This window comes from Mesorhizobium loti R88b, from assembly GCF_013170845.1.
GTDB lineage: Bacteria > Pseudomonadota > Alphaproteobacteria > Rhizobiales > Rhizobiaceae > Mesorhizobium > Mesorhizobium loti_B.
The window spans coordinates 3400059-3418718 of the sequence record NZ_CP033367.1; the positions used below are offsets into that span (position 1 = coordinate 3400059).

The 18660-nt window shown below is 61.4% G+C and carries 30 protein-coding genes and 1 tRNA gene; 12 read left to right on the top strand and 19 right to left on the bottom strand.

Annotation, left to right across the window (positions count from 1 at the left end):
* Positions 1 to 168: 168 nt before the first annotated feature.
* The gene (locus EB235_RS16575; protein ID WP_027029942.1) at positions 169 to 1170 is read right to left on the bottom strand and encodes an aldo/keto reductase; all 1002 of its coding nucleotides are present in this window, start codon (positions 1168 to 1170) and stop codon (positions 169 to 171) included.
* Between the two features lie 133 nt (positions 1171 to 1303).
* A complete protein-coding gene (locus EB235_RS16580; RefSeq protein ID WP_027029941.1) occupies positions 1304 to 1609 on the bottom strand; it encodes a hypothetical protein in 306 nt (101 codons plus the stop codon).
* Positions 1610 to 1880: 271 nt separating this feature from the next.
* Here EB235_RS16580 and EB235_RS16585 point away from each other — a divergent pair, with 271 nt between their 5' ends.
* A complete protein-coding gene (locus EB235_RS16585) occupies positions 1881 to 2111 on the top strand; it encodes a hypothetical protein (RefSeq protein WP_027029940.1) in 231 nt (76 codons plus the stop codon).
* Positions 2112 to 2197: 86 nt separating this feature from the next.
* Positions 2198 to 3313 (top strand): PAS domain S-box protein, encoded by a 1116-nt coding sequence (locus tag EB235_RS16590; RefSeq protein WP_027029939.1) that lies wholly within the window; start codon positions 2198 to 2200, stop codon positions 3311 to 3313.
* A gap of 32 nt (positions 3314 to 3345) precedes the next feature.
* Here the strand turns inward: EB235_RS16590 and EB235_RS16595 are convergent, their stop codons facing one another.
* The 4 genes from EB235_RS16595 to EB235_RS16610 all read right to left on the bottom strand — a co-directional run bounded on the left by EB235_RS16595 (position 3346) and on the right by EB235_RS16610 (position 6375).
* Entirely contained in the window at positions 3346 to 3552 is a 207-nt protein-coding gene (locus EB235_RS16595) for a hypothetical protein (protein ID WP_027029938.1), read from the bottom strand.
* A 1349-nt stretch (positions 3553 to 4901) separates the two neighbouring features.
* Positions 4902 to 4975 (bottom strand) — tRNA-Gln (locus EB235_RS16600).
* 107 nt (positions 4976 to 5082) lie between these two features.
* Positions 5083 to 5379: a hypothetical protein gene (locus tag EB235_RS16605; protein WP_027029936.1), complete on the bottom strand. Its 297-nt coding sequence runs from the start codon at positions 5377 to 5379 to the stop codon at positions 5083 to 5085.
* Positions 5380 to 5892: 513 nt separating this feature from the next.
* Positions 5893 to 6375, bottom strand: coding sequence for a pyridoxamine 5'-phosphate oxidase family protein (locus EB235_RS16610; protein ID WP_027029935.1), 483 nt, complete (start codon positions 6373 to 6375; stop codon positions 5893 to 5895).
* 155 nt (positions 6376 to 6530) lie between these two features.
* Here EB235_RS16610 and EB235_RS16615 point away from each other — a divergent pair, with 155 nt between their 5' ends.
* From EB235_RS16615 to EB235_RS35100, 3 genes are all read left to right on the top strand, one after another.
* The gene (locus EB235_RS16615) at positions 6531 to 7058 is read left to right on the top strand and encodes an MgtC/SapB family protein (RefSeq protein ID WP_027029934.1); all 528 of its coding nucleotides are present in this window, start codon (positions 6531 to 6533) and stop codon (positions 7056 to 7058) included.
* A gap of 104 nt (positions 7059 to 7162) precedes the next feature.
* A complete protein-coding gene (locus EB235_RS16620; protein ID WP_027029933.1) occupies positions 7163 to 7456 on the top strand; it encodes a hypothetical protein in 294 nt (97 codons plus the stop codon).
* 83 nt (positions 7457 to 7539) lie between these two features.
* Complete coding sequence (locus EB235_RS35100; RefSeq protein WP_275451159.1) at positions 7540 to 7674, top strand: hypothetical protein; 135 nt, start codon at positions 7540 to 7542, stop codon at positions 7672 to 7674.
* An 83-nt stretch (positions 7675 to 7757) separates the two neighbouring features.
* Here the strand turns inward: EB235_RS35100 and EB235_RS16625 are convergent, their stop codons facing one another.
* From EB235_RS16625 to EB235_RS16650, 6 genes are all read right to left on the bottom strand, one after another.
* Positions 7758 to 8003 carry a DUF982 domain-containing protein gene (locus EB235_RS16625; protein ID WP_027029932.1) on the bottom strand — a complete coding sequence of 82 codons (246 nt, stop codon included), beginning with the start codon at positions 8001 to 8003 and terminating at the stop codon, positions 7758 to 7760.
* 11 nt (positions 8004 to 8014) lie between these two features.
* Positions 8015 to 8251, bottom strand: coding sequence for a DUF982 domain-containing protein (locus EB235_RS16630; RefSeq protein WP_027029931.1), 237 nt, complete (start codon positions 8249 to 8251; stop codon positions 8015 to 8017).
* A 126-nt stretch (positions 8252 to 8377) separates the two neighbouring features.
* Positions 8378 to 8833: a GFA family protein gene (locus EB235_RS16635; protein ID WP_027029930.1), complete on the bottom strand. Its 456-nt coding sequence runs from the start codon at positions 8831 to 8833 to the stop codon at positions 8378 to 8380.
* A 78-nt stretch (positions 8834 to 8911) separates the two neighbouring features.
* Positions 8912 to 9091 (bottom strand): DUF3606 domain-containing protein, encoded by a 180-nt coding sequence (locus tag EB235_RS16640; RefSeq protein WP_015317039.1) that lies wholly within the window; start codon positions 9089 to 9091, stop codon positions 8912 to 8914.
* Positions 9092 to 9625: 534 nt separating this feature from the next.
* On the bottom strand, positions 9626 to 9817 hold the full coding sequence (locus tag EB235_RS16645; RefSeq protein ID WP_027029928.1) for a hypothetical protein: 192 nt from the start codon (positions 9815 to 9817) through the stop codon (positions 9626 to 9628).
* Between the two features lie 135 nt (positions 9818 to 9952).
* Positions 9953 to 10321 carry a VOC family protein gene (locus EB235_RS16650; RefSeq protein ID WP_027029927.1) on the bottom strand — a complete coding sequence of 123 codons (369 nt, stop codon included), beginning with the start codon at positions 10319 to 10321 and terminating at the stop codon, positions 9953 to 9955.
* 229 nt (positions 10322 to 10550) lie between these two features.
* Between EB235_RS16650 and EB235_RS16655 the strand changes: the two genes are divergently transcribed.
* Entirely contained in the window at positions 10551 to 10976 is a 426-nt protein-coding gene (locus EB235_RS16655) for a DoxX family protein (protein WP_027029926.1), read from the top strand.
* Positions 10977 to 10998: 22 nt separating this feature from the next.
* On the opposite strand, the gene EB235_RS16660 is transcribed toward EB235_RS16655, so the two are convergent.
* The 5 genes from EB235_RS16660 to EB235_RS16680 all read right to left on the bottom strand — a co-directional run bounded on the left by EB235_RS16660 (position 10999) and on the right by EB235_RS16680 (position 13313).
* Positions 10999 to 11745 carry a hypothetical protein gene (locus EB235_RS16660; protein WP_027029925.1) on the bottom strand — a complete coding sequence of 249 codons (747 nt, stop codon included), beginning with the start codon at positions 11743 to 11745 and terminating at the stop codon, positions 10999 to 11001.
* Between the two features lie 3 nt (positions 11746 to 11748).
* Entirely contained in the window at positions 11749 to 12345 is a 597-nt protein-coding gene (locus tag EB235_RS16665) for a TMEM175 family protein (RefSeq protein ID WP_051429603.1), read from the bottom strand.
* A 97-nt stretch (positions 12346 to 12442) separates the two neighbouring features.
* The gene (locus EB235_RS16670) at positions 12443 to 12748 is read right to left on the bottom strand and encodes a hypothetical protein (RefSeq protein WP_027029924.1); all 306 of its coding nucleotides are present in this window, start codon (positions 12746 to 12748) and stop codon (positions 12443 to 12445) included.
* 65 nt (positions 12749 to 12813) lie between these two features.
* Entirely contained in the window at positions 12814 to 12975 is a 162-nt protein-coding gene (locus EB235_RS16675; protein ID WP_032925442.1) for a DUF3309 family protein, read from the bottom strand.
* 26 nt (positions 12976 to 13001) lie between these two features.
* The gene (locus EB235_RS16680; RefSeq protein WP_027029923.1) at positions 13002 to 13313 is read right to left on the bottom strand and encodes a hypothetical protein; all 312 of its coding nucleotides are present in this window, start codon (positions 13311 to 13313) and stop codon (positions 13002 to 13004) included.
* Between the two features lie 119 nt (positions 13314 to 13432).
* Between EB235_RS16680 and EB235_RS16685 the strand changes: the two genes are divergently transcribed.
* Complete coding sequence (locus EB235_RS16685; RefSeq protein WP_155256331.1) at positions 13433 to 13873, top strand: hypothetical protein; 441 nt, start codon at positions 13433 to 13435, stop codon at positions 13871 to 13873.
* Between the two features lie 10 nt (positions 13874 to 13883).
* Here the strand turns inward: EB235_RS16685 and EB235_RS16690 are convergent, their stop codons facing one another.
* Both EB235_RS16690 and EB235_RS16695 read right to left on the bottom strand, forming a co-directional pair.
* Positions 13884 to 14153, bottom strand: coding sequence for a hypothetical protein (locus tag EB235_RS16690; protein WP_027029921.1), 270 nt, complete (start codon positions 14151 to 14153; stop codon positions 13884 to 13886).
* Between the two features lie 241 nt (positions 14154 to 14394).
* The gene (locus EB235_RS16695; protein ID WP_027029920.1) at positions 14395 to 15210 is read right to left on the bottom strand and encodes a class I SAM-dependent methyltransferase; all 816 of its coding nucleotides are present in this window, start codon (positions 15208 to 15210) and stop codon (positions 14395 to 14397) included.
* 310 nt (positions 15211 to 15520) lie between these two features.
* Between EB235_RS16695 and EB235_RS16700 the strand changes: the two genes are divergently transcribed.
* From EB235_RS16700 to EB235_RS16720, 5 genes are all read left to right on the top strand, one after another.
* Positions 15521 to 16363, top strand: a complete 843-nt coding sequence (locus tag EB235_RS16700; RefSeq protein ID WP_155256329.1) for a DUF6731 family protein — start codon at positions 15521 to 15523, stop codon at positions 16361 to 16363.
* Positions 16309 to 16836, top strand: coding sequence for a hypothetical protein (locus EB235_RS16705; RefSeq protein ID WP_155256327.1), 528 nt, complete (start codon positions 16309 to 16311; stop codon positions 16834 to 16836). Before EB235_RS16700 ends, EB235_RS16705 begins: the two co-directional genes overlap by 55 nt.
* 352 nt (positions 16837 to 17188) lie before the next feature.
* A complete protein-coding gene (locus tag EB235_RS16710) occupies positions 17189 to 17590 on the top strand; it encodes a hypothetical protein (RefSeq protein ID WP_080680765.1) in 402 nt (133 codons plus the stop codon).
* On the top strand, positions 17577 to 17978 hold the full coding sequence (locus EB235_RS16715; protein WP_245268792.1) for a hypothetical protein: 402 nt from the start codon (positions 17577 to 17579) through the stop codon (positions 17976 to 17978). The genes EB235_RS16710 and EB235_RS16715 overlap by 14 nt, the downstream gene beginning before the upstream one ends.
* Before the next feature lie 97 nt (positions 17979 to 18075).
* Positions 18076 to 18630: a terminase large subunit domain-containing protein gene (locus EB235_RS16720; protein ID WP_245268791.1), complete on the top strand. Its 555-nt coding sequence runs from the start codon at positions 18076 to 18078 to the stop codon at positions 18628 to 18630.
* Positions 18631 to 18660: the final 30 nt, after the last annotated feature.

An 18660-nucleotide genomic window follows, 5' to 3' on the forward strand; every position in this document is an offset into this window, starting at 1 on the left:
TTTGGACCCGTTCTCTCAGCTATTGGCTTTGGGCAGGCCGTGCTCACCACCAATCAGCTGGAGAGTCTTGTCCTCAAAGCTCCTGCCCATCCCGATTGAATCGGGATGGACCTCAGTATTTTACCATGTGTTTTTCCTAACCCGATTCCACCTTTGGGGATCAATCCCCTACCGATCGACCATCGCCATGCCGCGCTCGTTGTAGCGGGGGCCGGCGATTTTTCCTGGCGCGAGCGCTTCGTCGAGTGCCGCCATTTCGGTGGCGTCGAGTTTCAGCGAGGCGGCGGCGATGTTTTCTTCCAGATATTGTCTGCGCTTGGTGCCGGGGATCGGTACGATATCGATGCCGAAATCGCTGCCTTTGCCGAGCAGCCAGGCCAGTGCGACCTGGCCTGATTTGACGCCTCGGGCGGCCGCGATGGCGCGCACCGTGGCGGCCGCTTCAACATTGGCGTCGTAATTCTCGCCCTGGTAGCGCGGGTCGTTGCGGCGGTAGTCGCCTTCCGGATACTCCTCGGCGCGCTTGACGTCGCCGGTGAGAAAGCCGCGGCCGAGCGGTGAGAACGGCACCAGGCCGATGCCGAGCTGCTTCAGCAGCGGGATGATCTGCGGCTCCAGATTGCGCTCCCACAGCGAATATTCGCTCTGCACGGCCGAGACGGGAAAGACGGCATGCGCCCGGCGGATGTTGGTGGCACCTGCCTCCGACAGGCCGAAGAAGCGCACCTTGCCTTCGGCGACAAGTTTGCCGACAGCGCCGGCGACATCCTCCATCGGCACCTCAGGGTCGACACGGTGCTGGTAGAGCAGGTCGATATGGTCGGTGGCGAGCCGGCCGAGCGAGGCTTCCACAACCTCACGGATGTGTTGCGGCCGGCTGTCGACGCCGACCTGCTTGTCGTTTTCGATGCGGAAGCCGAATTTGGTGGCGATGGTCACCTTGTCGCGCTTGCCCTTCAGCGCCCGGCCGAGCAGCGCCTCGTTGGTGTGCGGGCCGTAGACTTCCGCCGTATCGAGGAAGGTGCAGCCAAGCTCGATGGCGCGGTGCAGCGTGGCGATGGATTCGGCCTCGTCGGCCTGGCCGTAGGACTGGCTCATGCCCATGCAGCCGAGACCAATGGCCGAGACCTGCAGCCCCTGGCTGCCGAGTTTTCGTGTGGCGAGGGTCATGGGTGCTGGTCTCCGGTTGGGCTTCCGGAACTATATAGGGCGCCGGCTCGATTCCAACAGCATCCGGCGCCGTCTTACGGGCCGCTTCGCGCGCGGATGCCTTCGGCGGCTGGCCGGTGCGGCGCGAGGGTGTCTATTGCAGCGAGGCCGGCTGACGAAGATCGAACGAGGCGATCGCGCTGTCGTCATCTTCGCCGTCGCCGTCTCCAGGCAGAGCCAGCCCACTGTTCAGACCGTCGAATTCGATTGCCGCGCCAAGCAATTGGGCTGCCTGGAGGACCAGATATTCAATGTCCTCGAGCGCGACATTCTCGGCCAGATTGCTGATCCGGACACGCTCAGCCACCGCTGTAATGTTGACGATGCCGGTCTTGTTGAAGGCGGCCAGAACCGCTGAATTGACGTCGTCGCGCAGCTGCGCGGAGTATTCGTAACGCATAGAAACCTCCCGGGGGGAACGGTTTTCTGTTCAGGCTGCACAATGCGCCCGATGCCGATCAACGACAAGTAAACATCTGTTAAATACATAAATAAATCAATTAGTTAGTAGAATTACACAAATGCGCGGCCTGCGCTTGATCCTCATCATGAGCGTGATGTGTGGACCACGTAATGGCCGGCCTTGACGCAACATGAGACTTGACCTAATTATAAGTGGAATGAGTAAGGTACTAATTCAACGTATTTTTGGTCCTGAGCGAGGAAGCGCCATGGCTGAACTGGAACGCCCCGAGCGACTGCAGATCATGCTCACCGCCGACGAACTGGCGGCGCTGGAAAACTGGCGCTACGACAAGCGCATGCCAAGCCGCTCGGCCGCGGTCAGGGAGCTGTTGCGGCGCGGCCTCGCCTCGGACGGATTCCTGACGGCCGAGCAAGGCGTCAAATCGCAGGATTTCGGCGTGCTGCCTGACGGCGAGGGCGCGAAACCGACAGGTTGATGTGACGTTCGCTGAGCGGCGGCTTGCCTGAAGCAATTCTTTCCCCGGGCAATTGCTTTGCGCCGCAAGCGCGCTACCTAGCGGGAATGGCGGAATTCCAGACGGTGATGGCCGACAGCAAGCGCAGCGACAGGCTGGACACACTCGCCGATGGGCGGCTCGCTGCAATTGTCGATTCTTCTTTCGATGCCATCATCAGCAAGGATTTGAACAGCATCGTCATGAGCTGGAACCTGGCGGCCGAACGCATGTTCGGCTACAGCGCGGAGGAGGCAGTCGGCCAATCGATCCTCATGCTCATTCCCGATCACCTCAAGAGCGAAGAGACCGAGATCATCGGCAGGGTCCGCAACGGCGAGCGGGTGGCGAGCTATGAGACGATTCGACAGCGCAAGGACGGCACGCTGATCTCCGTCTCGCTGACGGTTTCGCCGATCAAGAACGCCCATGGCGAGATCGTCGGCGCTTCGAAGATCGCCCGCGACATTTCCGCCGCCAAGGAGAGCGAGCGCCGCATCAGGCTCTTGATGCGGGAGGTCAATCATCGCGTCAAGAACCAGTTCGCGGTCATCCTGTCTATGGTCAGGGAGACCAGCAAGCGCTCGAGCGATCCGCGCGAGTTCGAGGAGCTGATCCGCGCCCGCATCATGGCGCTGTCGCGTTCGCACGATCTGCTGGTTACCTCGGAATGGGCGGGCGCCAGCCTGTTCGACCTGATCCAGGAACATCTGAAGCCCTTCGGCCACGAGGAGCAGACCCTGCTCTCCGGCCCGGTGCTGACGCTACAGTCGAATGCGGTGCAGAACCTCGGCATGGCTTTCCACGAACTTGGCACCAACTCGTCCAAATATGGCGCGCTGGGCAGCGAAGACGGCCGGGTCGAAATCACCTGGACGATAGGCTCCGGCGATCCGGGTTCAGATGCTTCTGGCTCGGGGGCTTCGGCCGGGCGTGAATTCCATCTGCTCTGGAAAGAGACATCCACGCCTCGTCCTGACGACGGGCACGACGAGACCACGCGCAAGGGCTTCGGCACTGTCGTCCTGCAGCGGGTGGCGCCGCAATCGCTGGGTGGGACCGCCGCCCTGGAGCGGTCGCCCGGCCAGCTCAGCTGGCGCCTCAGCGCGCCGTTGGCGTCGATTATCGTGCCGCAAGCCGGCGTCGATATGGACGATGCCGCCGCGCTGGGCTTCGGCATTTAGAGCAAATTCGGTAAAAGTGCGAAACCGACGACCTAGAGAATATTGGTTGTCACTTCGACGATGATGGCGGCACCTTCCGGTGTGCCGCCGGGAACATGCACCACGCGTGAGACCCGCAGGTCCTGTTGACTTCCGTCGACCGACAGCGAAACGCTTTCTCCGATCCGCGGCACCGCCTGGAAAATGGCGTCGGCGGCGTCGGGCCGATTGTCGATGGATATGCGGCAGTTGACGGTCATGAAATGTCTCCTGTGTCTAGCCATGCCCCGTTGGTCAACGCGAGGTCGATGAAATGGTTTCAGGAAGATCGGTTCAAAGCCCTGGGGATGCCCGCAGGAGGGCTGCTCCCTCATCATAGGCCAGACCCACGCTTAACGCCTTCAAAGTTGGCACAAAGGGCGGCGGCCGGCCCGGCACAGATCTGGTTGGGCAAGGAAGCGGGCCGCACCAAGACCTTGGTCCCAATAGGAAAAGCCCGCCACAGGAGCGACCTGCGGCGGGCTTTCTAAGTGGCTACATCCCTGAGGAATCGACCGCTCGTGGTTGTAATGTGAACCACGTGACCGCCTTGGCCTATGGTGTGATCGCGGAAGCCGGACTCAGGACATGAGGTGGCATGACGATTTCCGGCAACTTTGTGGATAACGGACTCGTAGATCAATTGGCCGCCCTTTTGTCCCTTGTACCGGGGCGGCTGGCTCGCTGAGATTTCGTTGGGGTTTTCTCGGCGAGCCTATGGCGGGCTTCAGTCCTTGTGCAGGACGATATACCGGCTGCTGACGGCATCCGCCCCTTTGCCCCTCGTGACGACAACCGTCCTATATCCGGCCGGCAATGAAGCTGTTGCGGACGGGTCGACCGAACGGCACCGCCCGACCATTTCCCCATGGGGCGCGGTTGCGAGCCTGTCAGCCAATGCCAGCTGGCACTCATCGAGCGATGCAAAAATGGTGGGAGCCATATCAATCGGCTTGCAGACGGATGGGGCGCCAGGGTTGCAAGAGAGCAGAACCATTACCGCGGAAGTTGCCAGATCCATGTCTTGAAGCTCCATCTCGGACGAGCTTCAACGCGCTATGCCGATGTTTGTTGCACCGGGTTCGCGGCCCGCTGCCCTCAGGTGGCGTGGCGTTTTAAAGGCAGACGGGAACAAGAGGGGAGCGAGCCGGTTTTCTGAGGATGGGAGGAAGTGGATATGCCAGACAAGATCAAAGACCCATCGCGGCCCGACCCGAAGGAGACACCTGTCCGTCGTCCCGACAAGGAAGCGTCGCCAGAACCCCGACATGTCGATCCGCCACCGCGAGACGTGCGAGAGGCACCGGCACCCAATCCAAACGGGGACGAGAAGTCCTGATCGCCGCTCGACGCCGGGACGACAAACCGATGCACACGAACCGCGCGCCGGCAGCGCTGGGGAGCGGCAGTTATGGGGTCAGTCCAAAATTGGATAGACCAGCTCGCCGCTCCCCGTTTTTGGGGATCGGGCCACGACGGCGCGTCGCCTTAGTCCGCATGTGTACGCTGCCGCTTACTCGTCTCATATTGGTCACGTTGGCTGACCATGGGCATAACCCATTGAAATTGTTGGTTCCCGCTCATGGGCTCGAACCACGATTCACGCCTTCAAAGGGCGCTGTCCTACCATTAGACGAAGCGGGAGAAGCGGGCAGGGCGCATCACCCCTAGCCGGTTCGGGCGCCAGGATCAACGTGGTCCTGATCCGCGGTTAAAATTGGCACAGGTAAAATTGGTGCAGGCCGCTGCTGTCACTCCGGGAAATTGTTCACGGGTTCGTCGCACCTGTAGACCGGGCAGTGTCCGTCGCGGGCAGGGATATAGGCCGACATCGGCACTTCGGGCCAGTCGCATTCATTGCCGAACTGCCTGACATAGCGGTCATAGGTGTTCGGTCCTGTGGTCAGCACCACGGCGCGGTGGCTCTGGATCGCGGCTTGGATCGCGGCGCAGCTCATGCTGCGGCTGTCAGGCCGCGCCTCGGCCAGACCGGTCGCCGCGAGCACGGTGCCAAGGGTCATCAACAGGATGCGAACACGAGCGGACATGGCGGTTTCTCTCTGTCTTGTTTCTCTGTCTTGGCGCAATTGCGGATAAAAACCGATTCACTTTTTCTGGAATTGCTCCCGGGCGTGATTCTACAAAACTCACAATCGGTCCGCCGGTTCCGCGACGGACTGTGCCTTGTGCGTGGCGAGACGTGGCGCGGAGCCGCGCAACCAAATCGCGCGTCGCGCATTGCTGGGCATGGACAGCAGGAAACCCTATGAATCACCGCAATGGCGGCCCGGAGACGGGGGCCGCGAGGCCATGTGCTGTTCTTTCTGCGGTGCCCGCGACCATCGCTATGAGGATTGCCCGCAAAGGGCCGATCCGCCAGATGTCCCGTCCGAAGGCGAGGCAGAGACGCCTCGCTGACCCCTAGCGTCGCGGCCAGTGATTTCGTGATGAAAGTTTCCAGGGACAAAGCGGCTGGCACGGCCAAGGGCGGCGCCAACCCCGACCCATCTCGATGAGATTGAGTTCTGTGCCCGCTGAGGCTAGCGCCCGGCCGATCTCCGCTACATCCGTACTTTGCCGGTATCGCCAATGTCCGGCCTGATATCGCTGACCGCGGCTGCCAGCATTTTAACGTAGCTGACGACGGTGCCCGGGCTATCCCAGAACTGGGCGTCTTTCGGCGTCACCTTGAGCACGCGGATCGACGGATCGTCGGCGCTGTCCCACCAGGCTTTTGCGGGTGTCGACCACAATTCCTTGATCTTCGCGCGGTCATTGGAAACCTCCGCCACGCCGCTGACGGAGACATATTTCTGGCCCCTGGAATCGGCAAAGGCCAGGGCGACATTCGGTTCAGCCTCGATCTCATCATCCTTGTGGCTGTCGGCGTCGGTCAGGAAATAGATGGTGTTCTCCTCGCGCACAGTGTGCGCTGCCATGGGCCGTGAGCGAATGTCCTCGCCTTCGCGGGTGGCCAGCATGCAGAAGCCTATCTTGTCCATCAGCTTCCAGACGCGGTCGAGATCGTTTTTGTCGCTGGTCATCAGTTGCTCCTGTTCTAGAGGTCAAGGCGCAACTCCGACCCCTTGGCAAGGTTCCCTGTCGCAGGTCGAAAATCCGGGATGTTTCAGGTGCCCCTGTTGGACGGAACTCCAGCACGCCGTTCACGTTGTGGGCTTCTGGCATTCAAAGGAAAATCATGGAACAGCTTGTCGAGGAATTCGGCCATCCCACCTACACCTCGTTTCCGGTCATCGCCGCGCGATTGTTGCTGGCGACGCTTTACGGCGCGGTCATCGGCTTCGAACGCGAATGGCGCAACCGCCCCGCCGGACTGCGTACGCATATTCTCGTCTGCGTCGCTGCCGCCACTTTCGGCATCCTGACGATCGAGATCATCCATGCGCCGATGTTCGCGCAGGACTCGGTCAAGGTCGATCCGATCCGCGTGGTCGAAGCCGTGACCGCCGGCGTCGCCTTCCTGGCGGCCGGCTCGATCATGTTTTCGCGCGGCGAGGTGCATGGGCTGACGACAGGTGCCGGCATGTGGCTCGCTGGCGCGATCGGTGTCGCCTGCGGGCTCGGCCTCTGGCAAGTGGCCGGGCTCGGTACGCTGATCGTGCTTGTCGTGGCCGGCTTGCTGCATCGGCTCCAACTCGGAACGGGCGCGGTGGCAGGATCTGACAAGAAATCCGCTCCGGTGTCTGGCAAGCGGCCGCGCGAATAGAATCCATGCGATGGATTTTTGGTCGCCAACCTTTTTGGCAGACAGGCGTTGTCCCTGCGAAGGGAAGGCCGCCGCCGGCGGCCGTGCAAGAAAAGGAGGCCGAGATGAAACCTCTCGCCATCGCTTCGCTGATGCTGGCCCTGGCAGTGCCGGCAGCGGCACAGACGGATCCGCAGCAGAGCCCGGCCCAGCAGGCCGACAAATGCCGGATGCAGTCGGACCAAGGCGCCAAGCAGCAGCCTGGCGGCGGCAATCTGACCGACAAGCTCAGCGATTGCGGCGGGGTGCTGAAACCGCCGGCCACCGGCGATCAGGGCATCGCCGCGCCGGCGCCCGACGAGGGCAAGACACCGGTGATCAAGCCGGGCGAAGTGCCGGCCCAGCCGCCTGCCCAGTAGAAGTTAATAGAGATTAATTTGCCGGAACCTCGGCTTGTCGAGGACGTTTCTGTCGGGACTTCGAATTCTGAAAGGACGGCACTGTGAGAGATATCGCCAGCACCGCCACATTTCTCGCCTCGATCGCCATTGTCATCGTGCTGATGCTGATGGCCCCCAAGAATTTCGGCATCGGAAACGAAAGCCCTATCGTCCATGGCGAGCAGCCGCCCCAATAATCAGCAGTCTCCGTAAAAAAGAAGGGCAAGGCGCCACGCGCCTTGCCCTTCTTTTTTAGGTGGTGTCCATGGCAATCGGAAAATTAGCGAACCAACACGCCGGCATGGTTGCATAGGGCGGCAAAGGCTTCCTGAGCTTGCGCCGCGCCGCCATCGCCATTCAGCGCCGCCTCTATCTGCTCTCGCGCGGCCTGATAGAAGGGACCGCGCTTTGCCTGCGGCCAATCGATCAGGATTTCGCTGGCATCCCTCAGCGTGACGACGTCCCGGATCGTGTTCGAGCCGTGTGGTCTGATCCGTATTGGCGTCGACAGCATCAAATCGGCCATTCGCTTTCCCGCTATTGGAGGATGTGTGCTTCGCGTGCGGCGTCGATCATCGCCCGCATCGCCTTTTTCGGCGGCGTCCAGCCATCGAGCGCGTCGCGGCAGCAGCGCAGCGCCGCCCGGTATTGGCGGCCCTGGCCGGCCGGCCAGTCGCCGAGGCATTCCAGACCTTCCCAGGCGCTGCGCACCACGCGCTCGCGCTCGGCGGCGAATTTCAGGCGGACAGGGTGGGGAAACATCTTGTCGTTCAACGGTCGTCTCCGTAACGGATAGAGGTTGGCCCCTGAGCGAGCTGCCTGTTCGGGAGAACGGTGCACTGAAGGGGCGCCGGATAACGTCGCCGATCGGGGAGGGTTCCGGCCCCGAAAGATGAATTTTCAATCGTGCGCGACGGCGTCCGACAAAGGTCTTGGCGCTGGCGGTTCGTCGTCCTTCGGCATTGTCCGATCATGGGGCCGGTCATGCTCGAACTGCTCGGTGCCGGGCAGAGCGTGCAGCCAGGTCTCACGCCGGGTGATCCACAATTCGTATTCGGGGGCGAGGTCGGTCGGCGCGACATCGAGGCTGCCGAGCATCACCTCGACCTCGTCGTCACCGACAAAGGATACACGACCGCCGCAGGTCGGGCAGAAGCTGCGCGTGCCGTAGGTGGCGACTTCGCCCGATGCCTCGAAGGCGTCGCGCGGCCAGATGGCAAAGGCCGAGTAGGCAGAGCCACCGGCCTTGCGGCAATCCTTGCAGTGGCACAGCCCGACCCGTATCGGCTGGCCGGTGACGACGAAGTGCACGCCGCCGCACAGGCAACTGCCGGTCCTGCTTATAGTGTCGGACATGATCGCGGCCCTCCGTTCTCGCCAGTCTGGCTTCGTCGGCATGCCGACGACATGGTTGGCGGCAGCCGACGCCGCCTTCTAGCCGCGCGCGGCCATGTGGTTGTCGAGCTTCTTGCGCGAAGGGCCGTAGCGCTTGATGATGGTCTGGGCTTCGCTCTGCGGGATGCCGTATTTGCGCGCGAAGGCGGCAACCTCGTAGGTCTCCTCGCTCGAAACCAGCTTGCGGTCCTGTTTGGTCTTGGATTTGTCGTCGGGCATGTCAGGCCTCGCTTTCTGTCAGCCGCATGATCGCGCGGACACCGGTATATAGGATGCCGCGGTCAGACATAACAGCGAGCGGCGCTGCTGGTTCCATGGCCGGCCGCCGAAGCCTGCCGCGAGGGGACCCAAGAGCTGCCTAATCAGGCCGAGGGATGGGCCGCGTCGGCGCCGTGGCGATCGGTGTCGCGGCATTCGGTGCAAGGCGCGCTGGCGCCGGGGCAGCCGCGCTGGTGCGTGCCGGCGGGACAGCAAAGGCCGTTGGAGCTTGTCCAGCGCGGGCATTGGAAAACCTGCCCGGTGCCGCCGCAGCCTTCGCACTCAATGACCGATGACCGGACGAGATAGGATCTCGCCCCTAACTTAACGCTCGCGCCCAATTTTTTACCCTACCCAACACTGCACAAGACATGCCTGTGCATTAGCCCCAGCTAACAATACCACGATCTTGGTTACGAACAAGTTTCATGATTTCGTGGCGACCAGGCTTCGAGAATAAGGTGATTGTGCCGCAACTGACGGTGATTTGTGGCCTCAGGCCGGCTTCAGCCGCCTGGCTGCGAGATACATGAGCGCCGAGGCGGCCTGGCCGCGATCCCAGCCGGCGGCCTCGACCTTGTCGAGGAGGGCGTCGAGATGGGGGATCAGCATCTCCCTGCAGTCCTGTTCATAGGCGGCGCTCAGTGCCGGATGCTGCGGCGCGCCGATGGTCAAGGCTTTGGCCATGTCGGATTCCCCCTGTGAGCGGGCGCCATTATAACATCAGCCGGCAAACCGAAATAATCCGATTTCACTGGCGCGGAAGGAGCGCGCAGCGTCAACGATCCAGACCATGACCGGCACCCCGCGGCTCGGGAGGGATCATGCCCTTGGTTCAAAAAGCTCGACGACGTTGCCGGACGGGTCTTCGCAAAGGATCTGGCTCCCGCCTGGGCCGTCGACAATCTCGTTGCGGAACCGCACGCCGACCTCGCGCATCCGGGCGGCGAGCGCCGGCAGGTCCTGGACCTCCAGCACGATGCGGTTCCAGCCGCCTGGTTCGGGCGTGCGGCCATCTGGCATCGGTCTCGCCGCCGACGCCATCGGGCCGGCAAGCCAGAACGTCAGGTCGTCGCGTTTCAGGATGGCCATCGCCGGACCGAACTGCTGCTGCAGCACGAAATCCAGATGCCTGGTGTAAAATGCTATCGCCAACTCGACATCGCTGACGAGATATCGGACCGTCGCCATTCGCTGGCTCTCCACACAAACTTATCAAGCACCCCTTGCGAGGCATATCCTCCGGAGCCAGATGCTGCAAGGCTCGAGCCCCGGCGACAACATCCTGCTCGCGGTCTCCAGACCGGTGCCGATATCCGGCGCGGCAGCGCTTGCCGACAAAAAATTCAGGCCGGTGTCGGAACTGCACGGCGTCGCTCGTCCTTGGGTCGGAAGCCATCGCAAACCCTGGAGAGACAGCATGCCGGACATCAATCAATCGCCGTGGCAGACCGCGGCCCTTCTCATTGCCCGCCTGATCTTTGCCGCCGTCTTCCTGATGGCGGTGACCTTCAAGTTCATGGGCATGGGCGCCACCGCGGGCTACATCGCCGCCGCCGGCTTTCCCTTCCCGCTCTTACTCGCCTGGTGTGCGGCGATCCTGGAGGTGGCGCTGGTGCTGTGTTTCCTGAGCGGCGCCTTCTTCACCCAGGCGGCCCTTGTGGCCGCGGCCTATGTGCTGTTCCTGGCCTTTGCCTTCCACGGACCCAGCCATTGGGCCGCCAACCAGGACGAGTTCGGCTTCTTCGTCGACCATTTTTCGTTCATGGCCGGATTGCTGTTCGCCGCGGTGCACGGGCCGGGCAGGGTGCTGGCAGTGAACCTGGGCTGGCCGGGAAGGGCTTGAGGCGAGGCGAGGCGGCCAAGCGTTATTGCAGCCTGGCCGGCCTGAAATCCGCCAGCCCTTCAAGCGCTTTCTCCACAAGCCACAGACGGGAAGGTGGGGTGCGGCCGCGTGCCGTCAGCAACAGCTGATGCACCGGCTGGCCAAGAAGCCAACGCCGCATCTGGTGGATTTTCACTTCGTCCACATAGCTCCAGAAGGCACGCTCGGCGGTATCGTTCTCGAACACGAATCTTGCCCCCGTCTGCACGAAGTTGGCGAGCTGTAGCGAGGCATTGATCGACGGTGCGGCAAGCCATTTCTCCATCATCGCCTCCAAATCGAGATCGAGACAGGCGGTGCCGCAAATCCAGCTGTCGGCTTCCTCCTCATCAGGATCTTGCTGAAGGGCCTGCGACCAGGCGCCGGCAAACAGCGCGCGGATCCCGGCCTGCTCATTAACCGGCCACTCCAGCCATTTGCCTCTCTTCAAACGCTGCGCGATGATCGGTGGGTCGGTGCCCATCCACTGCGGCTCATAGACAGCCTGCTCAAGAATGCGCGGCAGGAAATGCTTGTAGTCGTCAACGTCGCCGACTGTTGTCAGTGCGTAACCGGCATAGGGGCCGATCTGCTCGCCGGTCAGTTCTCGCAACGGGGCGGAACTCAGCGTCTTCAGCAACGCGACGGGATCGCGCAATGGCGAGGCGTGCATGGCGAGCGGCCGTGGGTAAAGAGCAAACGCCGCGTAGCAGTCGTCGATCAGGCGTTGAAGCCGTTCGTCGGGCTGCATGGCCTAGCGTGGCCTCAGCCGGTTGGCGAGCAGCGTCAGCGGCCAGATCAAGAGATAGGCAAGCGACGCCTCGGTCGGTCGCCAGAAGGCGACGCCTACGCTGGCCAGCGCGCTGAGGCCGATGATCAGGGCCGGCCGCCAGCCGACCTCGTGGCCTTCGGCCTTGCCGTCGAGGAACAGGTCCGGATGGGCCCTCAGGTGCAGGTCGCGCAGCACGGCGACAAGCTGGATGGCGGTGATGTTGATGGCGTAGACGATGTGCGATTGCACGAGCTCGTCATGCTCGCCGATCAGCGTCGTCGTGAACGGCACGACACTGGTGACCAGCAGCCAGAGCACGACCAGCCGGAACAGCCGCCCGTCGACATGCCCGACCTGGCGGAAGTCGATGACATGGCGCTGCCAGCACAGCGCCAGGATGAGGAAGGAGACCACCCAGGAGACGATCTTCGGCCGCAGTTCGCCAAGCGCGCCGAACAGATTGCCATGGATGTCGTCGGGCAGCTTGAGCCCGAAGACGAGCAGCGTCATGGTGATGGCGAGGATGCCGTCGACCAGCGCGTCCAGGCGGTTGCGGGGGAGGTGGGATGGCCCTGGCATCCGGCTGTTATAGGCGACGGCGCGTGAACATGGATAGACGCGAAAACGCCAGGCTTGGGCAGGCCAGCGTCAAAGGTTCGAAAGTTGCGTCCTGACCCTACAGCTGGTCGTTGTAGGGCTCCTTCATCTGGCCGACCATGCGGGCCAGTTTGGAGAATGACGGCATGTCCGCCTCCGGCTGGCATTGATTGGCGAGCTCCAGCAGCCGGATCGGGAAATTGACGGCGTCGCGGCTTGATGCCGACATGCCCCCGGACCGCTCCTCACCGGTTTCGCCGGCCTCGGCCTTGCGCAAGGCAATGTCGATCTCCTGCGATGTCAGCACGCCCTTACGGACCAGGACATGGTTTATCGATGCGACGGCCATCAGCAGGCCTTCGAGTTGCAGATTGGCGACGTTCATGGTGCTTTCCCTCGGTTGCTCTCTGATCAAACGCGCCAGCGGCGTTTCCGATCCGAAGCACGGCCTTAGATCCTGTTGGCGAACAGCAGGACCAGCAGCACCAGCAGGATCGCCGCCACGATTCCAGCCGGCCGCCACGCCCAGCCGCGCGACCACGGCCAGATCGGCACCACGGCGACCAGGACCAGCATGATTGTGATGATCGAGAAGGCGCCGGGGACAGTCATGCCAATCCGCCTGAAGCCGGCACAGGCTAGCCCTTCCGCTTCCGCTTCAGATAGTCACCCAGCGGAATGTCCGGCGACTTGGTCTTCCACGGTGTCGAAGCCTTGAAGTCGGCAGCCCGAAGTTTCGCGTCGTCGACGTCGCGCTCTTCGCCTGTCATGTCGGCGATGGCGATCTTGGCACCATGGCGGCCCTGGCGATTGGACCGCGCCTTGAACAGGGGAATGGCCTTGCGTTTCGATTTGTTGTTCTCGCCGTAGCCATCGCGGCCGTCGCGCTCATAGGAGAGCTCCTTGTCCGCTGGCGGCGAGCGCTGTTCGCGTGCTTTTTGGTCTCCCACTGTACCGCCCTCCGACCGCGATCGCCGATTATAGGCGTGAAGCCCGGGCCAGGCAAAGCCTGGTTGATTTTCAAACCGGTAGCCGTCACGCTAGCACTGGTACCTGACCGGAGAATGTCGTGTCCGATATGAAAACGGCGCTGGTGCGCTTTGCCCAGGACGCCTCCGATGAGGATATCCTGGCGGTTGTTCGCAGGTGGAGCGACACGCTGGCTGCCGAGGACTATGAGGGCGCGCTGGCCATGGTCCATGCGCCGGACTGGACCGCCGACCTCCTGCAAAGGACGATAGCGGGATATGGCCACCCCGAACCCGCTGAGCGGGTACACAAGGTGACGCCTCTGGCTTCGGCCCGGTATTATCCGGGCGACGAGCCGGTCAACAACCCGTGGCCCCGGCATAAGGTCGACCGCGACACGCTGCCCGATGGCGAGCCCTACATTTCTGTCTGGTTCGACATGCCGCTCGATGGCTACTGGAGCGATGTGACCGCCACATTCGATCTCGATCGGGACGGAGAGACGCTGGTGCTCGCCCTTCAGATGATCCACGTCATGTGAGCTGAGGCGCCTATTCCTGCGTCAGGCGCTCGCCATATTCGCGCCACAGCGACTTGACGTCCAGGCTGCCGAGGCGCGGGATCGAGGGATCGCCGCAGACGATGGTGACGGCGCTGATATCATAGTTGGGATAGGCGTTGGCGACGAAGCGGATCGCGTCGCCCAGCGAGTTCACGCGGACCACAGGATCGGCCTGGCCCTGACCGGTGCTGCGCACACCGGAAACCGAGGCTGGAGCATGCCGCATTCGAAACACGGATGCCATTGCTGGTCTGTCCATCGTCCTCTCCGACAGGCGGCGCGACGCGAATCATTCCATAGGCTTCCGCTGATGGTCCCACAGCTGCCGGTTTATGAAAAGCCGGCTAGCCAATGCGGGGTTTCGCGGCTGGTCAGCGCCGATCCGGTTGTCCGGTGAGGGCAGTTGTGCTATGATTTTGGCCATGGTGCTGATTTGCGCCGACGACCCGCCGCCAAGGCGGGTTTTGTTTTTTCTGCCTACTTGAAGTCAGCCTCCCTGGTCAGCCCATCTTCGAGGCTATGATGGCGAGCGAAGCCAGCTTGCCATCGCTCAGGCTGCGAATGTAGTTCTTGCGGCGCTGCACGAATTCAGCGCCCAGCACGATTTCATTGGCTTGCTGCTGCGCGGGCGAGGGCACGATGCCGGCGCTGGCTCTTTTCAACGCCAGTTCGACATGCTCGCCGGTTTCGTCGATGATTTCGTCGATCTGGAAGCCGGCGTCGACGAACAGGGTTTTCAGGGTGTTGCCATCGACGAGGTGACTGGTCGCCGGCGCGACCGCCCAGGGCAATGGGTAATAAGGCTCTTCGCCGACCAGCACCGCTTCGGTCCAGATCAGCTTGCCTCCCGATTTCAGCACACGAAAGGCCTGTCCGATGACGGCGGCCTTGTCCGCGATGTTCATGCCGACATAGAAACAGATCGCGGCGTCAAAGGTGCTGTCGGCAAACGGCAATTGTGTTGCGTCGGCTTCTTGGAAACGAACCTTGTCGCTGAGGCCGCTCAGCTTGGTCAGCCGGCTGGACGCCTCGACAAAGGCCGGTGTCAGGTCGACCCCGTCAACGTCGCAGCCATAGGTGGCGGCGAGGAAACGCGCCGGGCCGCCAATGCCGCTGCCGATATCCAGGATCCGGTCGGTGGGCGAGGGCGCAAGACGGGCGGCGTGCTCCTGCGTTGCGACGAGTTCGCGGCCGTGAAGCTGGTCGAACGGATAGAGTTGCGCGGCACTCAAGCTATCGATCTTGGCATCGGGGATGGCGGCCAGTATGCGCTCGACGATGCCGTCGCTGCCGTAATGCGTGGTGACGTTGCTCATGGCGCGTCCTCCATCCTCAGGCGCAGCTTCCCATCAATGGATGCATTAGGCAACGCGCGGGCACCGAAGGGCGTTGCGGCGAACGCCACAGCGCCAGCGAAAGACGAATAGGAATTTTTTCTTAGAAAAGCATTGACCGGGTGAGGGCAGCCATGCTATATATTTGTCCATGGTGCTGATTTGCGCCAACGACCCGCCGCCGAGGCGGGTTTTTGTATTTTCTGGGCACATTGAGTTCTTTCCCGCCCCGTCGACTGGACTCTTCCCAAGTTTCGCGGTTTTATTGCGTAAGATCTTGGGGAGGGTAAGCGTGGATAAGACGATTACGGTTCGATACTATTCGATAAAACGCGAAAAGAAGGCGAGCATTCCAAATTTTGTCGATATGTTTCGGGAAATATACGCCATCAAAAAGAGCGTCTCCCGAGAAAAGCTCCTGTCAACTGATTACACAATTCGGCTTGAAAACCTTGAGGATGATGGTGCAAATGCAGTTGTGGGTGAACTAATTCGCTGCCAGAACACCAATCTTCCTGGAGAATTAAAAGGCGACGCAATTGGAAAGCTCACAGCTGATCGGCTCGGGCATAGCGTTGTCTTTCGATATAATCACAAAGTGGGGATTCTTGGGATTCAACATGACGTCAGGGTCATTTCTCCAGGACGGTTGCTAGAATATGTTGCGGCCTTTAACCCCCAAGCTATCTACTCCATGGCCCCTCGACTTAACAAAGATGCGTGGAAGAAATTTAGGGACGGCGAGGTGCGGAAGCTATCAATCCGGATTGCTAATCCAGACAGCATGGAGGACTTGACGGGTACCGGGAAGGCTGCGTCGGCAGGAATTAGGGCTATGGCTGAAGCATATAACGCTCCTACAATTTCGGTGGATATCTCGATGGGGCACCACAAGGGAACTTTGTCGACGGCCGTAGTCGGCTTGGCAAAACAACTTCTGGCAATGGCTGGTGGGGCCCGCCTGGATGCGCTTTCGGCCATTGCCGTGGTCAACGACGAAAGTGAATATATTGACTTAATTGAAGATCGGATGATGTCGAGAAGCACGCTGGGATTAGATGATCGCGATCCTGATATAAATTGGAAGATAAAGCGTGGGTTCATCTGCTCAGAAATGAAAAAGCTGGTGGGGTAAAAAACGTGTTAGAACGTTGGGCGCCTTTCACCTTGTCAGTGGTCCTTGTCGCTTTCCTAGTTATGTATCGCGACGAAGTCGTTGCGCGCCAAGCCGCCAAGACACTTGATTTTGCAGCCCTATATTCAGCGGCATTGAACTGGTCATCGATACAGACGGGTTTCTTGTTCGGCATCTTTGGGTTTGTGGCCGGAAAAAACGACGGATTTATCGAGGCAGTTAAGAGCACTGGCGAAATGCGTATCTTCTCCCGTTACATGCGGCTAGCGATGAGCCTAGGCTTTGTGGTCACAATCGCATCAATTGCACTCATGGTGATAAATTTCGCGATATCTGACGGCTCAACGGTAAAGTACGGAATATTTTGTGTATGGGCTTTTTTGACCACTTGGGCATTTTTCTCATTCGCTAGGGTTGCGTATGTCTTTGGCATTTTGGTCCGAACAGGGGAAAACACTACAACAAGTGCCTAATCAGGCAGTGGATCATCGATATCCGACGTCGAATGATTGAGCCATTCTGAGGGATTAGCTTTGTGATTGCAGTGGAGGCATTCCACCGATTCTTTTGAATCTGATGGAGAAAAACTTCTCGGGCCATAAAACGGTGCACCACAGTTCGGGCAACGCGGCAGGGTCGTAGTCAATGCTAAAATCCTTTCCAAAAATTGAGACTGTCGCAATCTCACCGATTCGCTAGGGCGGAAAAGTAAACACGTCGACCTGTATTTTCTCAAATTGCATCGGTTATACATCCTGCACGAAGCGGCATTCTTATCCGTGGAATCTGGCGGCCACTCTTTCACACTATGTCCGAGAAATCCCCATGCGCTACGCCACCATCATCACCGACGATGACGGCCGCGAGGTCGTCAGTGCCATTGGCGAGTTCGAGGGCGCGGCGCCGCGGGTGCGTCTGGGCCGGGTGGAGCAGGTGGCGCCCGGTGTGCTGATCGGCATGGTGAGAGACGCGGCCGGGGACTTCTGCTTCCTACAGGCCGGCATCGACGACCGCGCTGTTGGTCTCGTCATGGCACGCCTCAGGGCGCGGGCCGGCGCGGCAAGACCTGCTGGCGCGGCGAAGCTTGCCAGGGCGGCAAAGCCGAAGCGTGCCAAGAGGGCCAGGAAGAAAACCCTCCGCTCGAAGAAGCCGGCTGGATCGATGCCGAAGGCGGGCAAGGCGGACAGCGATGCCGCCGCAAAGGCGATGGACCATGTCGATGGTTGATGAAGCCGACGCGAGGCCGGCGCGCGGCAAGGCAAGGCCGGCAAGGCGCAAGCCCGTCGCCGGCTTGGCGGTTGCGCAAAAACCCCGCGCGAAGCGGTCGAAGAAAACGCTGGGTGATGATTTCCTGGCTGCCGTGCGGGCCGACTTCCGCGCGCATGGCGCTGGCGTCATCGCCGAGGTGCGGGCCGACAAGCCGGACCAGTATCTGAAGATCGTGCTGTCCGTCTTGCCCAAGGATTTCGATGTCGCCATTAACCATCTGGATGCAATGAGCGATGAGGAGATCCGCAGCCGTATCCGCACCCTCGAAGCCGTCCTCAGGCCGTTCCTCGAAGGCCCCGCCGATCGCGGCGAAGACGGAATATCTGGCGCTGCTGGCGGAGCTTGACCGCCGAAGACGCAATAATCTGCTGGCGGCCTACAAGCCGTATGACCGCCAAGCCGAGTTTCACGCGGCGGGTGCCCAAAACCGCGAAAGACTGTTCATGGCGGGCAACCAGCTCGGCAAGACCAGGGCCGGCGGCGCGGAATGGGCCATGCACCTCACCGGCCGTTATCCCCAGTGGTGGCAAGGCAAGGTTTTCGACACGCCCGTGCGGCTGTGGGCCGCCGGCGTGACCGGCGAGGGCACGCGCGACAACCCGCAACGCGTGCTGGTCGGCCCGCCGCAGCAACAGGCGGCTTGGGGCACCGGCATGATCCCGGCGGACGCCATTGTCGACACCATCATGGGCCGCGGCGCGCCGGGTGCGCTCGACAGCGTCGTGGTGCGCCATGGCGGCGGCGGCGATGTGCAGGCCGGCGAGAGCGTGCTGTCGTTCAAGAGTTTCGAGAAAGGCCGCGAGAAATGGCAGGGCGAGACGCTGCACGGCGTCTGGTTCGACGAGGAACCGCCGCTCGACATCTACTCCGAAGGCCTGACCCGCACCAACGCGACGGGCGGGATTACGATCGTGACATTCACGCCGTTGCTTGGGATGTCGGATGTGGTGCTGCTGTTTTTATCGGCGGGTGACGTGGAGAGGATGGGGAAGGGTTGAAGGCGCCTTCTCCCTTCTCCCCCTGTGGGA

What these genes read in the sequence shown, in the direction of transcription:
- EB235_RS16595 (WP_027029938.1), bottom strand. Translation starts at nt 3,552, where the DNA reads ATGACCGTCAACTGCCGCATATCCATCGACAATCGGCCCGACGCCGCC.
- EB235_RS16670 (WP_027029924.1), bottom strand. Translation starts at nt 12,748, where the DNA reads ATGAACGTCGCCAATCTGCAACTCGAAGGCCTGCTGATGGCCGTCGCA.
- EB235_RS16620 (WP_027029933.1), top strand. Translation starts at nt 7,163, where the DNA reads ATGAAACCTCTCGCCATCGCTTCGCTGATGCTGGCCCTGGCAGTGCCG.
- EB235_RS16585 (WP_027029940.1), top strand. Translation starts at nt 1,881, where the DNA reads ATGGCTGAACTGGAACGCCCCGAGCGACTGCAGATCATGCTCACCGCC.
- EB235_RS16720 (WP_245268791.1), top strand. Translation starts at nt 18,076, where the DNA reads ATGGCGGGCAACCAGCTCGGCAAGACCAGGGCCGGCGGCGCGGAATGG.
- EB235_RS16590 (WP_027029939.1), top strand. Translation starts at nt 2,198, where the DNA reads ATGGCGGAATTCCAGACGGTGATGGCCGACAGCAAGCGCAGCGACAGG.
- EB235_RS16655 (WP_027029926.1), top strand. Translation starts at nt 10,551, where the DNA reads ATGCCGGACATCAATCAATCGCCGTGGCAGACCGCGGCCCTTCTCATT.
- EB235_RS16690 (WP_027029921.1), bottom strand. Translation starts at nt 14,153, where the DNA reads ATGGACAGACCAGCAATGGCATCCGTGTTTCGAATGCGGCATGCTCCA.
- EB235_RS16640 (WP_015317039.1), bottom strand. Translation starts at nt 9,091, where the DNA reads ATGCCCGACGACAAATCCAAGACCAAACAGGACCGCAAGCTGGTTTCG.
- EB235_RS16650 (WP_027029927.1), bottom strand. Translation starts at nt 10,321, where the DNA reads ATGGCGACGGTCCGATATCTCGTCAGCGATGTCGAGTTGGCGATAGCA.
- EB235_RS16625 (WP_027029932.1), bottom strand. Translation starts at nt 8,003, where the DNA reads ATGGCCGATTTGATGCTGTCGACGCCAATACGGATCAGACCACACGGC.
- EB235_RS16710 (WP_080680765.1), top strand. Translation starts at nt 17,189, where the DNA reads ATGCGCTACGCCACCATCATCACCGACGATGACGGCCGCGAGGTCGTC.
- EB235_RS16645 (WP_027029928.1), bottom strand. Translation starts at nt 9,817, where the DNA reads ATGGCCAAAGCCTTGACCATCGGCGCGCCGCAGCATCCGGCACTGAGC.
- EB235_RS16575 (WP_027029942.1), bottom strand. Translation starts at nt 1,170, where the DNA reads ATGACCCTCGCCACACGAAAACTCGGCAGCCAGGGGCTGCAGGTCTCG.
- EB235_RS16605 (WP_027029936.1), bottom strand. Translation starts at nt 5,379, where the DNA reads ATGTCCGCTCGTGTTCGCATCCTGTTGATGACCCTTGGCACCGTGCTC.
- EB235_RS16675 (WP_032925442.1), bottom strand. Translation starts at nt 12,975, where the DNA reads ATGACTGTCCCCGGCGCCTTCTCGATCATCACAATCATGCTGGTCCTG.
- EB235_RS16660 (WP_027029925.1), bottom strand. Translation starts at nt 11,745, where the DNA reads ATGCAGCCCGACGAACGGCTTCAACGCCTGATCGACGACTGCTACGCG.
- EB235_RS16695 (WP_027029920.1), bottom strand. Translation starts at nt 15,210, where the DNA reads ATGAGCAACGTCACCACGCATTACGGCAGCGACGGCATCGTCGAGCGC.
- EB235_RS16635 (WP_027029930.1), bottom strand. Translation starts at nt 8,833, where the DNA reads ATGTCCGACACTATAAGCAGGACCGGCAGTTGCCTGTGCGGCGGCGTG.
- EB235_RS16715 (WP_245268792.1), top strand. Translation starts at nt 17,577, where the DNA reads ATGTCGATGGTTGATGAAGCCGACGCGAGGCCGGCGCGCGGCAAGGCA.
- EB235_RS16610 (WP_027029935.1), bottom strand. Translation starts at nt 6,375, where the DNA reads ATGACCAGCGACAAAAACGATCTCGACCGCGTCTGGAAGCTGATGGAC.
- EB235_RS16665 (WP_051429603.1), bottom strand. Translation starts at nt 12,345, where the DNA reads ATGCCAGGGCCATCCCACCTCCCCCGCAACCGCCTGGACGCGCTGGTC.
- EB235_RS16580 (WP_027029941.1), bottom strand. Translation starts at nt 1,609, where the DNA reads ATGCGTTACGAATACTCCGCGCAGCTGCGCGACGACGTCAATTCAGCG.
- EB235_RS16615 (WP_027029934.1), top strand. Translation starts at nt 6,531, where the DNA reads ATGGAACAGCTTGTCGAGGAATTCGGCCATCCCACCTACACCTCGTTT.